The following is a 12,846-nucleotide window of genomic DNA, read 5'->3' as shown; positions in this document are numbered from 1 at the left end:
TAAACGCTTACCCCGAATATAGCGCTTGAAATTTCTTTTGTCAACGGATGATCCCTCCTTGGAATTCAGCCTTTATTTTTTCGAGTTGACAAATATAACCGTTACAATTACTATCTAGGTAAGCGTTTTCTCCAAATGAAAATTTTTTTTTATTTTTCTACGTAAACGTTTAATCTAAATCGAGCGGGACTTGATTTCACTATGAATCCAACGATTAAGGATGTTGCCCGAAGAGCTAATGTCTCTATTGCAACCGTCTCCAGAGTATTGAACCATTTACCGGGATACTCGGACAAAACGAAACAAAAAGTGTATCAAGCCATCGAGGAGATCGGATACCAGCCCAATGCCATCGCCCGGGGGCTCATCAACAAGCGGACCCACACAATCGGCGTGATGTTCCCCAGTGTTTCCAGCGCTTTTTCTTCGGATATTCTCCAAGGGATCGAAGAATTCGCCCATGATCATAATTATAGCGTCATGGTATGCAACACCGATTCGGACGGGAAGCGTACAATGAAGTATTTGCAGGTGCTGCGGGAGAAGCAGATTGACGGGCTTATTTTTTCCAGTGAGGTATTGAAAAAGGAATACTACGCCGTGCTGGAGAGAATGCAAATTCCAGTTGTACTTATTTCCTCTGAATCCCGGTTTAGCAAGGTTCCGTATGTAAAGGTCGATGATTATCAGGCCGCATTCGATGCAGTCGAATATTTGATTCTAAAAGGGCATCGAAAAATTGCCATGATCAGCGGGACCAAAAATGATACGATCGCCGGAATCCCCCGGGTGGAAGGATATAAGAAGGCGCTTGAAGAGCACGGCATTCCTTTTAAACCAAGCTATCTGGCCTACGGAGATTTTGGTTTTCTCAGCGGCTGCCATGCGATGGAAGCGCTATTAAAGACGGCTTCGGATTGTACGGCCGTATTCGCGGCCAGCGATGAGATGGCGATTGCCGCCCTGACGGTCGCCGCGAAGCACGGACTCAAGATTCCGGGTGACCTGTCCATTATGGGATACGATGATCTCAGGCTTGCCCAAATGGTCGTACCTCCCTTGACTACGATCAGCCAGCCTCTCTATGGGATGGGGAAAATCGCCTGTGAAAAGCTGATCTGCATGATCGACACACATGAGAACGTCAACAGCCGGATCGTCTCCCATTCGATTGTGGAAAGACAGACGGTGCGGACTCTTGCCTAATTATTCAGGAAAAGGAGAATGGCAATGGAGAGAAAATGGTGGAAAGAAAGCGTAGTTTATCAAATCTATCCGCGAAGCTTCAAGGACAGCAACGGCGACGGAATCGGGGATCTGCAAGGCATCATCTCCAAGCTGGATTATCTGAAGACGCTGGGCGTGGACGTAGTTTGGCTGTGTCCCGTGTACAAGTCTCCCAATGACGATAACGGATACGATATCAGCAACTATCAGGATATCATGGATGACTTCGGAACAATCGCCGATTGGGAAATCCTGCTTCAAGGCCTGCACGACCGGGGGATGAAGCTGATTATGGACCTTGTCGTGAACCATTCCTCCGACGAGCACGCCTGGTTCGCGGAATCCCGCAAATCGAAGGACAATCCGTACCGCGATTATTACATTTGGCGTCCGGGCAAGGACGGACGGGAACCGAACAACTGGGGCTCATTCTTCAGCGGCTCGGCCTGGCAGCATGATGAAGCGACAGACGAATACTTTCTCCATCTGTTCTCCAAGAAGCAGCCCGATCTGAACTGGGATAATGAGAAGGTTCGCCGGGAGGTCTACGACATGATGACCTGGTGGCTGGACAAAGGAATCGACGGGTTCCGCATGGATGTCATTAATTTGATTTCCAAAGTTCCCGGGCTGCCCAGCGTGCCGGTTGAAGACGGCGAGAGCCGGCCGTATCACTTCGGCGGTGACTATTTCGTCAACGGTCCGCGCGTGCACGAATATTTGCAGGAAATGAACCGGGAAGTATTATCCAAGTACGACATTATGACCGTCGGAGAAGCGGTCGACGTTACGCCGGAAGACGCGTCTTTATATGTCGGCGAAGACCGGGACGAGCTGAGCATGGTATTCCATTTCGAGCTGATGGGCGTCGATTCCGGCCCGGGCGGCAAATGGGACTGCAAGCCCTGGGTGCTGAAAGACATTAAAGACATAATCACCAAATGGCAGACCTTGCTGAGCGGCAAGGGCTGGAACAGCCTCTATTTGAACAATCACGACCAGCCGCGGATGCTCTCCAGATTCGGCAACGATACGGACTATCATAAAGAATCGGGCAAAATGCTCGCCACCCTGCTCCATACGCTGCAAGGCACGCCTTACATTTATCAGGGTGAAGAAATCGGCATGACGAATGTGAAGTTCGATTCGATCAGCCACTATAAAGATATAGAAATCATCAATATGCATAAGGAATACCTGGACGCAGGCCATACGGAAGAAGCCATCATGAACTCGATATACATCAAGGGCCGCGACAACGGCCGCACGCCGATGCAGTGGAACAGCGAGCCGCAGGCCGGGTTCACGACCGGCACGCCTTGGCTGGCGGTAAATCCGAATTATACGGAGATCAATGTGGAGCAGGCTTTGCTCGATCCGGGCTCCATCTTCCATTATTACAAACGGCTCATCGAGCTGCGCAAAGAGCATGATATTATCGTGTACGGAGATTACACGATTCTGGCGGAAGAGAATGAGCAGGTATTCTCGTACCTCCGCACACTCGGCAGTGAAAGACTGCTGGTCGTCCTCAATTTCTTCGGCGAGCCTGCAAAATTCGAGCTTCCGGCGGAGGTCGAGGCCCGCGAAACGCAGCTGCTCATCAGCAATTATGATGTGGATCAAACCGCGGATGTCCGCAGCCTGGAGCTTCGTCCTTATGAAGCCAGAGTCTATAAATTTACGGTTTAAGCCGCTCCGGCCGAGTACGTGAACAGAAATATTTTACTCTCCGCTTATTCTCCCGAATCAATGTTGATCTATAATAATAGGCAGAAATAAGAAGACGGAGGAATGAGCAGGTGGCAAAAATATTGAATTTCGCGCACCGGGGCGCTTCGGCGGTATGCCCGGAAAATACGATGGCGGCATTCCGCCGAAGCCTTGATCTTGGCGCGACGGGCATCGAAACCGATGTGCAGATGACCCGGGACGGACAGCTTGTGCTCATCCATGATGAGGAGCTTAGCCGGACCACAAACGGCAGCGGTTATGTGAAGGACAAGACGCTGGAAGAGCTGCGGGCGCTCGACGCGGGCGCATGGTTCGGGGATGGCAGCTTCGCGGGAGAGAAAATTCCGCGGCTGGAGGAGCTGCTGGAGCTGCTGCTCGAAAGGGACACGGTACTCAACATCGAGCTTAAGAACGGTATCTTCCCATACCCGGGTATGGAGGAAAAAGTGATTGCCGCCGTCAGGGCTTACGGCATGAGCAGCCGGGTCGTCATCTCCAGTTTCAATCATTATTCGCTCGTTCACTTCAAGACGCTGGCTCCGGACATCGAGACGGGCATCCTGTATATGGAAGGCCTGTACCGCCCCTGGAACTATGCCGCCACCGTCGGAGCGGAGGCGCTGCACGCCAACCATCTGGCGGTGCTGCCGGAATTCGTGAGGGAGGCGGCGCAGAACGGTGTTGTCTATCATCCGTTTACGGTGAACGATCCGAAGCGGATGGAGTTCCTGATCGATGCGGGCGTGGCCGGCATCATCACGGACGTGCCCGATGTCCTTGCCAGGCTGCTTGCGCGCAAAGGCAGATAAATTGAAAGAAAGTCCGGTTCCCATAATGGGCGACCGGACTTTTCGCGTATTTACGGCTCTTCCAAAGCCAGAATAAGGAATCCCTTCCTGGGCATAATACAGCGGAATAGTCAAAAGCTGTGCCCTGGAGGGAGCTGCCATGAAGCTGAAATTCCTGTCAAACCATAAAGCCGCATCCAAACCGGAAACCGTTACAGCTTCATCCCGGCCGCTGGAATCCTCTTTGGACGCCAATGTGGCGGAAATTAAACGGCGTATCGGAGGCAGCTCCGATGTTGTGTTCCGGTCGTTATCCAATCCGGCCTCCGGTTCCCCCTCCCTGACTTTCATCTATATTGACGGACTGATCAATGCCGATTTGGTCACCCAAAGCGTTATTCAGCCCCTGACGGACAGCCAGGACTTGCAGGAACAGGGCATGGAGAATGAGAAAGCCCTTCTTCTGATCAAGGAGCAAATTCTGCCCGTTGGCGGAATCAAAGAGTGCAAGACGGTGGAAATCCTGCTCAGCATGCTGTTCGAAGGGAATACGATTATCCTGCTTGACGGAGCCAATACTGCGCTGGCCGCCAATACTTCCGGCTGGGAGACGCGGAGCATCAATGAACCGACCTCGCAGGGAGTGATCCGCGGTCCCAAAGAAGGCTTCACCGAAAGCCTTCGGACAGGCACCTCCATGCTGCGACGGAGACTGAAGAATGCCAATCTGCGGGTCGAAGAATATAAAATCGGCCGCCAGACTCAGACCGGCATCGCCCTGGTCTATCTTCATGGCATCGCAAATGAGCAGGTGCTTGCCGAGATTCGAAAAAGGCTGGATGCCATTGACACGGACAGCATTTTGGAGAGCAATTACATTGAGGAACTGATTGAGGACGGCGGAATGACGCCTTTTCCGACCATTCAGAATACAGAGCGTCCCGATGCCATGGTAGGAGGCATTCTGGAGGGACAGATCGGCATCCTTATTGACGGAACGCCTTTCGCCCTCCTGGCTCCGGCGACTTTTTTCAGCTTTTTTCAATCATGCGAGGACTACTACCAGCGGTATGACATTTCCTCTTTCCTGCGTATAATTCGCTTTATCGCCTTTTTCGTGTCCCTGCTGCTGCCTGCGCTCTATATCGCCATCACAACCTTCCATCAGGAGATGCTGCCGACCACGCTGCTGATCAGCTTGGCGGCCCAGCGAGAAAGCGTGCCCTTCCCCGCGTTGGTCGAAGCGCTAATCATGGAACTGACCTTCGACGTTCTGCGCGAAGCCGGGGTGCGGATGCCGCGGGCCATCGGACCGGCAATCTCCATCGTGGGCGCGCTTGTACTGGGACAGTCCGCCGTTCAGGCGGGCCTTGTGTCCGCTGCCATGGTCATCGTGGTGTCCTTCACGGCGATTTCAAATTTTGTCATCCCGTCGCTGGCCATCGCCAACTCCATCCGGCTCATCCGATTCCTGATGATGCTGATCGCCGGTACCATGGGCCTGTTCGGCATTATGTCCTTTTTGATGGTGCTCCTCATCCACATGGCCGGGCTTCAATCGTTCGGCATTCCGTATTTATCTCCGGTGGCTCCGATGAAGCCGCGTTATCTGAAAGATATTTTTATCCGTTTGCCAATGTGGAAAATGAAGATGCGCCCGAGCACTTACGGAAGCCAAGAAACGCCAAGACAGAGTCCGCCTGCGAAAGAGCAGCAGGTTTCCGAAAACCGATCCAACCCGCAGGGAAGTGATAACTCTTGAAAGGAAAAATCGGCACCTTCCAGGCAATCCTGCTCGTCTTCAGCGCCATTTTCCCCACGGCTATCGTGGTGCTTCCCGTCATTATAGGGAAATACCTAGAACAGGATTCGCCGCTTGCGGTCATATTTTCGGGGTTAATCGGACTTGGCATAGCCTGGCTTATCGGAACTGTAATCAAGGCCACGGGCGGCGCGCCTTTTTTGGAATGGGTAGGCAATAAAATCTCGCCCGTCTTCGCTGTCTTGATCGGCATTTTTCTGCTTCAGTATTATCTAGACCTGACGACGAACATTTTGCGCGTATATGTAAACTTCATCAAGGACAACGTGCTGCCGAGCACGCCCACGGTTATAACGGCCGTTATTATTATGCTTGTCACCTTGTATATGATCAACCGGGGCATTGAAGCCATTTCCCGGATAAACAGCATTGTGAACCTTATACTTCTCACGGTCTTTCCGCTGTATATCTGGGGATTGACGAAGCATATTAACCTGCATCGGCTGCTGCCTATATTCGATCATTCAGCGGCTTCCCTAGCGCTTGCCTCCCTTACACCGATCGGATGGATGTCGGAAGTCTCCGTACTGCTTTTTATCGCCCCTTATTTGAAGTTTCCGCAAAAAAGCACATTTATCGGCGTGATCGGCATATGCCTCGTGACGCTGGCTATGTTTGTGGAGATTTTTATGACTTTGGTGGTTTTTGGGCCCCAGTACATGAAGGACATCGCTTATCCGATATTTTCGACAATCAGTATCATTCAGGTCGGTCGGTTTATCGAGAATCTGGATGTTTTGTTCATTTCTTACTGGACGATGTCCGTCTATATGAAGATCGCCATTTTTATGTTTGCAACTGTACAGTGCTTTAAGCAGACCTTCCGCATCCGGAACGACAAACCGTATACCGTGGCGCTTTCGATAGCTGTTATCACGGAGTGCCTATATACCTGGCGGGAACCGGAGAAGTTGAACATTTTTAACGAAGAGGGCAGAATTATCGTTTTTTTACTCTTTAATATTCTGCTGCCGCTGGGAGTTCTGCTATGGACCCGGATTAAAGAACCGGTCATCAAAAGAAAGGAGTATAAGACATGAGCGAGAAGAAACAAATACGTCGTAAATTACACCTTAAAGGGCGAAGCTTCCTATTGGTTCTTTCCCTCCTGTCGCTCCTGGTTGGCGGCTGCTGGGATGACAGGGAGCTGAATGAGCTGGGCATCGTTTCGGGTTCCGCCTATGACTGGGAGGATGACCAATGGAAAGCGACCTATCAGGTAATCAACCCTTCGTCCGGTTCCAGCAGCATGGGGGGCAGCGGCGGAGGCAGCACAAGCTCCCCTCCCTTTTTGACCTATACGGTAAAGGGAACTACCATTATACAAGCCGTCGAGCGTACCAATCTCACCAGCACACGCCAGCTGTTCTTCTCCCACTCCCGGGTTACAGTGATCGGCGAATCGTTGGCGAAACGAGGATTCAGCCAGCTCATCGATCTGTTTTTGCGAAAACCCGACGCCCGTGAGACGGTCTACGTATTCATAACCGAAGGAGAAGCGGGCCGGATTCTGGATCAGCTGATGCAGCTTACCAAAAATCAGGGCGCGGGCATCCAGCTCATGATTGAGCAGGAGGCCAAATTGACATCCTATTTTCCCGGAACACGGATGTATGAGCTGGCGATGCAGCTGACCTCCGACTCGGGAAGCACGACGGTACCGGAAATCAAGCTGACCGGCAATCGGGTGATGGACCGGACGGACGACACAGCCCAGACCGATCTTCCTTCCCGGATCGCCTTCGGGAGATTGGGCGTGCTCAAAGAAGACCGTTTTGTCGGATGGCTGTCCCAGCGTGAGGCGTTCGGATTGTCATTTATGACGGACAAGATTAAAACGGCGAACATCTCTTTTCCCTCCATACCGGAAAAAAGCGACAGGGCCGATGCTTCCGTTACGCTGCTGCATTCCTCAACCTCTGTCCATCCGATCTGGGAGAACGATCATTACGTCATGGATATCGATATTAAAGCAGGCGGTACATTGACCGAAATTGGAAGCGAACTGGATCTGGAAAAAGCATCCTCTATGCGCCAAATGGAGCGCTCCATCGAAAACAACATTCTTGAAATCATAGATAATTCATGGCATGCAGTCAAAAAACTGAATGCCGATGTGACCGGCTTTGCCGTTTCCATTCACCGCAATCATCCGAAGCAGTGGAAGCGAATTAAACAGGAAGACAGTTGGGATACCGTATTTCAGAAGGTTGAAATCCGGCCGCATGTGAAAGTGAAAATCGAGCGGATCGGCCTTAGCGGCAGATCCTATAAATCACTCGAACTGAAATGAGGCTGATGTTATGAAGGTGGCTGCGGTCATCGTGTTCTACGCCGCCGTCTTCTTCTGGGGATGGCGGCAGCTGCGGGGAAAAGGAAGCGGTCTGCACCGGCTGATACTCGGCGGTTTGCTCGTATGGGCCGCTTATGTCAACGTTGCGGGCATAGCCATGGTTCCGCATCTCAGCACCTCATCCGCCTATATTGTGTTTTTCCAGCCTGTCGGTAGAGCGATTATCAGATGGTTAGGAGGTTAGAGCATTGTCACGGATAAAAAAGCGGGTCACGGGCCTGCAAATCTCGTTAATGGTGATCCTGTTTGAAATTGGCAGCACCCCCCTGTTTCTTCTGGGCGCCGACGCCAAGCAGGATTCCTGGCTGGCGATGAGCGCCGGGGCCGCGGCCGGGTTCGCGCTTCTTCTCCTCTTCATGTGGCTTCAGCAGCGCCTGCCTGAAATGGAACTGCCTGAAATGCTCCGTTTCGGCTTCGGCCGCATCGCTGGCACCTTCTTTGGCATAGTATATAGCTGCTATTTTGCCTATCAATCCATGCGCAATCTACGCGATTTTGGCGAACTGACCGCGTTGATCATGCTGGAAGCAACCCCCATATCCATCACAATGCTGGTGTTTGTGATTATTGCGGGTTATGCGATTTGGAAGGGAGCGGAGATCATCTTCCGGCTTCCGGAGATTTTGCTTCCGGGTCTGCTGTTTTGTTATTTCCTGCTGATCATCCTATTCTTACTTATGGGGAACGTCGATATCAGGCGGCTGACGCCTGTAGCCGAGAATGGGCTTTGGCCGATTCTGCAGGCGGCGCTGCCCGAAATCCTCTCTTTTCCTTTCGGCCAAATGATCGTCTTTCTGGTGCTATGGCCACTTTGGGAGAAGTCCGGCGTTCCCGTAAAACATGCGGTTTGGGCCTATATCGGGGTCAGCCTGTTTCTGATATTCATGAATGCGCTGAACATGGCCATCCTCGGTCCGGTTCTGGCCGGAAGCTCCTATCTCCCGTTTCTCCATTCGGTCCGAACACTGTCCAGTTTGAGGTTTATCGAACGGCTCGATATTCTGGTCACCCTCATGATTTTTATCGGATTGTTTATCAAAATGCTGATTTGGTTCTACTGCGCGGTGGAGGTGGCGGCAAGCCTGACAAACACATCCGCAAAACGGTGGGTTTTCCCGTTCGGGGCACTTATTTATGCGGCATCCTTCATTGAAAGGAGCTATACCCAGCATATTACCATCGGCCTCGGGCCCAGCACCCGAATCGATACCATTTTTCAAATCGCCATTCCGCTGATCCTGGCGTTGGCAGCCGTACTGCGCGGACGGTCCTCCCGCTCGTCGGCGTGAACGCCGGCAGAGATTCGGCAATTGCGGTGCATTACGGGGACTGTGCATCTTCCTTTTCGCCGAGCTGCCTCGACGCGTCCGGCGCTCACTAATACCCTCGCTTAGAAGAAGCGATTCTTTTTTACGAGGGTATTTTATTAAAATTTAAGTTTCCTTGGGGAAACTTTTTTGTTGCTAGGACAAATTTGTTCGCGTATACTAATATCATGGAACAGCTCAACAATTCGTGTATATGCAAAAAGAAAGGGTGATCGTTATGGCTGCAACCGGCATACCGTTATCCGAAGCTGCTAAAGGAAGCTTCCTTCAAATCAGCGGGATGAGCGTGCAGGGCGTAATGCGAAGAAGACTGCTGGATCTCGGCTTTGTCCCTGGCAATACGGTTGAAGTGGTTCGCCGCAGTCCTTTGGGCGACCCTACCGCATTCCGAATAAGCAATACAATGATTGCACTGCGCAGAGAAGAAAGCTCACTCATTTACGGAGAACCGATTGGAGGGGAAAGTGAATGAAATCTTATACTGTAGCCTTTGCCGGCAACCCGAATACAGGAAAAAGCACACTGTTCAATCTGCTGACCGGAATGCGGCAGCACACCGGAAACTGGGCCGGCAAGACGGTCATTACCGCCGAAGGAACGTTTACGCATAACGGCAAGGAATACCGCGCCGTCGATCTTCCGGGTACCTACTCCCTGTACTCCAACTCGGCCGATGAAGAGGCGGCCCGCGATTATATCATTTTTGAGAAACCGGAAGTGACGCTTGTTGTACTGGACGCCACTTCGCTGGAACGGAATCTGAACCTCGCCCTGCAAGTGCTGGAGATTACCGGCCGGACCGTAATCTGCATCAACCTGATTGACGAGGCGCGCAGGCTGGGCATCGACATCGACCTGAAGGCCATATCCGCGCGGCTGGGTGTACCGGTGACCGCCATATCCGCCAGAAACAACACCGGAATAAAAGAGCTGCTGAATCAGGTGGAACGCGTCGCCTCCGGCGCATTCGCCGCAGAGCCCTTGCGGATTCAGTACAGTGAGGAAATCGAGCGCGGCATCGCCGAGCTCCTCCCGCTCGTGGAGCAGTCCCTTGGAGCCGATTACCCGGCCCGCTGGATCGCGCTGCGGCTGCTGGACGGCGATGAGAGCCTGCTGGCTTCTCTGCGCAAGGCGAGCTTGGGCATAAAGAGCACGATTTCAAAGGAGGTGCCCGGCCATGGAGCAACAGTCTGCCATTAAAGGAAACAGCGCGCTGGATTCACTGATTGCCTCCGCCGAAAAGCTGACGAGCGGCGGCATCCGCGACGATATTGTCGGCGGCATCTACGGCGTCTCCGCAAGCATCTGCCGGGAGGCTGTCACCTACCGCGACCGCGGCAAACTGAAGAGCACCCATAAGCTCGATCAAGTGGTAACCTCGAAAATTTGGGGCTTCCCGATCATGCTCGCCATACTCGGCGCAGTCTTCTGGATAACGATCGCCGGAGCGAACTACCCCTCGGGCTGGCTGGCCTCCTTCTTCGGCTACATCGAGGGCTATCTGACCGCCGGATTCCAGGCGGTGGGCGCTCCAGCCTGGCTGCACGGCGTGCTCGTGCTCGGCTTATACCGGGGAACGTCCTGGGTCATCAGCGTCATGCTGCCGCCGATGGCGATCTTCTTCCCCGTCTTCGCCCTGCTCGAGAACTTTGGCTATCTCCCGCGCGTCGCCTTCAACATGGACCGCCTGTTCAAGAAATCGGGCGGACACGGCAAGCAGGCCTTGACCATGTCGATGGGCTTCGGCTGCAACGCCGCCGCCATCCTCTCCACGCGAATCATTGAGTCGCCCCGCGAACGGATGCTGGCGATTCTGACCAATAATTTCGTGCCCTGCAACGGACGGTGGCCGACGCTGATCCTGCTGGCGTCCCTGTTCATGGCGGGAGCCGCGACGACCGGAGCGCTGAAATCCCTGACCACTGCGGGCATCCTCATGGGGCTTGTGCTGCTGGGCATCGTCGTCACGCTGACCGTCTCCTGGATCATGTCCAAGACGGCGCTGCGCGGCGTGCCGACGCATTACACCCTGGAGCTGCCTCCATACCGGAAGCCGCAAGTCTGGAAGACGATCCTGGTTTCTTCGAAGGATAAGTCCCTGAACGTGCTGACGCGGGCCATCGTGATTGCCGCGCCGGCTGGAATCGCCACCTGGATACTGGGCAATATTGTCGTCGGCGGGGACAGCGTCTTGAACCATATGGCGTCTTTCTTCGATCCCTTCGCGCATCTGCTCGGACTGGATGGTTATATTATCATGGCGTTCATCCTCGGCCTGCCCGCGAACGAAATTGTGCTGCCGATCCTGATGATGGGCTACATGTCATCGGGAGCCATGGTCGATGTCGACAGTCTCGGAAATATTAAAGATATCTTTCTCCAGCACGGCTGGACGTGGTTGACGGCGCTTAATATGATGCTGTTCTCGCTGCTGCATTACCCGTGCGGCACAACGCTTGTTAACATCTACAAAGAAACGAAAAGCGTGAAGTGGGCGGTCCTGTCGGCCGTCATCCCGCTGGGCATCGCCATTGCCGTCACCTACGCGGTGGCGCAGGCGGCGTACGCCTTCGGCTGGGTGTAGTTGTAGGGCGGCAGGAATCCTCTTTTCCAGAAAGTACAGCCTCAAGACACGCCAAGGGCCGTCTCCCCTGCGCATCATCCGCAGCCGGGAAACGGCCCTTGGTCCGTTGTTATTCGTTGCTATTCGTTGCTATTCGTGGCTATTGTATGCAGTCGATAATCAAACCCGCGGTTTCCTCGATGGATTTATCGGACACGTCGATCACCTTGCAGCCGATCCTCCTCATCAGTTCCTCGGCGTTAGTGAACTCCTCCACTACTCGGTGGGCTGCCGCGTAGTCCGCATCCGCTTGCAGCCCAAGCGATCTTAGCCGTTCGGTACGGATCTTCAGAATGTCCTCCAGCTCCATCGTCAGCCCGAAAATGCGGCGGCTCGGAATCTGAAACAGCTCCGGCGGAGCCTGAACCTCCGGCGTCAATGGATAGTTCGCAACTTTGTAGCCCTTATGGGCCAAGTAAATACTAAGCGGGGTCTTCGAGGTGCGGGAGACGCCGATCAGCACAATTTCGGCCAGGCCGATTCCCTGCGAATCCCGGCCGTCGTCATATTTGACCGCAAATTCCATGGCCTCAACCCGGCGAAAATACGCTTCATTCATTCTGCCTTCCAGCCCGGGCCGGGCAAGGGGAGGGTTGTGGAAGGTGTCCGAGATCGCCGAAATGACGGGACCCATGATATCCACGGCCCTTACGCCGTGAGTGGCGGCTTCCCCGATCATCATTTCGGTCAGCTCCGGCTGCGCAAAGGTATAGGCAACGAACGTCCGCCGCTCGGCGGCTTCCCGCACCGCCTCGCGGATTTCCCTTCCGCCGGAAATATGGCTGAAGCGTTTGATCCGGGCGGTTCGGGCCTCGAACTGGCGCAAGGCCGCGCTTACAACGGCTTCGGCCGTTTCCCCTACGGCGTCCGAGCAGATGACGATCCAGCGGCCGTGTTCCGCCCCTTCCCCTTCGGTATCTATCATACTCCGGCTGCTTTGATTTTCCATTTCGATCCCCTCTTCCGGACGG

At 53.6% G+C, this 12,846-nt stretch carries 12 protein-coding genes; 11 read left to right on the top strand and 1 reads right to left on the bottom strand.

The genetic code is table 11. From position 1 onward, the window contains the following. Positions 1–201: 201 nt before the first annotated feature. The 11 genes from PUR_RS05905 (at position 202) to PUR_RS05855 (ending at position 11,836) form a co-directional block, all read left to right on the top strand. A complete protein-coding gene (locus tag PUR_RS05905) occupies positions 202–1,206 on the top strand; it encodes a LacI family DNA-binding transcriptional regulator (RefSeq protein WP_179034443.1) in 1,005 nt (334 codons plus the stop codon). Between the two features lie 24 nt (positions 1,207–1,230). Next, the gene (locus PUR_RS05900; RefSeq protein ID WP_179034442.1) at positions 1,231–2,919 is read left to right on the top strand and encodes a glycoside hydrolase family 13 protein; all 1,689 of its coding nucleotides are present in this window, start codon (positions 1,231–1,233) and stop codon (positions 2,917–2,919) included. Positions 2,920–3,029: 110 nt separating this feature from the next. Further along, positions 3,030–3,770, top strand: coding sequence for a glycerophosphodiester phosphodiesterase (locus PUR_RS05895; protein ID WP_179034441.1), 741 nt, complete (start codon positions 3,030–3,032; stop codon positions 3,768–3,770). A 139-nt stretch (positions 3,771–3,909) separates the two neighbouring features. After that, positions 3,910–5,511, top strand: a complete 1,602-nt coding sequence (locus PUR_RS05890; protein ID WP_179034440.1) for a spore germination protein — start codon at positions 3,910–3,912, stop codon at positions 5,509–5,511. Continuing rightward, positions 5,508–6,611 carry a GerAB/ArcD/ProY family transporter gene (locus tag PUR_RS05885; protein ID WP_179034439.1) on the top strand — a complete coding sequence of 368 codons (1,104 nt, stop codon included), beginning with the start codon at positions 5,508–5,510 and terminating at the stop codon, positions 6,609–6,611. Before PUR_RS05890 ends, PUR_RS05885 begins: the two co-directional genes overlap by 4 nt. After that, positions 6,608–7,864, top strand: coding sequence for a Ger(x)C family spore germination protein (locus PUR_RS05880; protein ID WP_179034438.1), 1,257 nt, complete (start codon positions 6,608–6,610; stop codon positions 7,862–7,864). The genes PUR_RS05885 and PUR_RS05880 overlap by 4 nt, the downstream gene beginning before the upstream one ends. 10 nt (positions 7,865–7,874) lie before the next feature. Further along, positions 7,875–8,108, top strand: a complete 234-nt coding sequence (locus PUR_RS05875; protein ID WP_179034437.1) for a hypothetical protein — start codon at positions 7,875–7,877, stop codon at positions 8,106–8,108. A 4-nt stretch (positions 8,109–8,112) separates the two neighbouring features. Then, a complete protein-coding gene (locus PUR_RS05870) occupies positions 8,113–9,213 on the top strand; it encodes a GerAB/ArcD/ProY family transporter (RefSeq protein WP_232101731.1) in 1,101 nt (366 codons plus the stop codon). A gap of 256 nt (positions 9,214–9,469) precedes the next feature. Further along, positions 9,470–9,724, top strand: coding sequence for a FeoA family protein (locus tag PUR_RS05865; RefSeq protein WP_179037768.1), 255 nt, complete (start codon positions 9,470–9,472; stop codon positions 9,722–9,724). After that, on the top strand, positions 9,721–10,452 hold the full coding sequence (locus PUR_RS05860) for a FeoB small GTPase domain-containing protein (protein ID WP_179034436.1): 732 nt from the start codon (positions 9,721–9,723) through the stop codon (positions 10,450–10,452). The genes PUR_RS05865 and PUR_RS05860 overlap by 4 nt, the downstream gene beginning before the upstream one ends. Continuing rightward, positions 10,430–11,836 (top strand): ferrous iron transporter B, encoded by a 1,407-nt coding sequence (locus PUR_RS05855; RefSeq protein ID WP_179034435.1) that lies wholly within the window; start codon positions 10,430–10,432, stop codon positions 11,834–11,836. The genes PUR_RS05860 and PUR_RS05855 overlap by 23 nt, the downstream gene beginning before the upstream one ends. A 139-nt stretch (positions 11,837–11,975) precedes the next feature. Here PUR_RS05855 and PUR_RS05850 read toward each other — a convergent pair whose 3' ends face one another. Then, positions 11,976–12,800: a pyruvate, water dikinase regulatory protein gene (locus PUR_RS05850; RefSeq protein WP_179037767.1), complete on the bottom strand. Its 825-nt coding sequence runs from the start codon at positions 12,798–12,800 to the stop codon at positions 11,976–11,978. Between the last annotated feature and the right edge of the window lie 46 nt (positions 12,801–12,846).

This window comes from Paenibacillus sp. URB8-2 (genome assembly GCF_013393385.1).
In the GTDB taxonomy this organism is placed as follows: Bacteria; Bacillota; Bacilli; order Paenibacillales; family Paenibacillaceae; genus Paenibacillus_AQ.
Note: the sequence above shows the minus strand (reverse complement) of the source record. Positions and strands in the feature narration are given on the sequence as shown.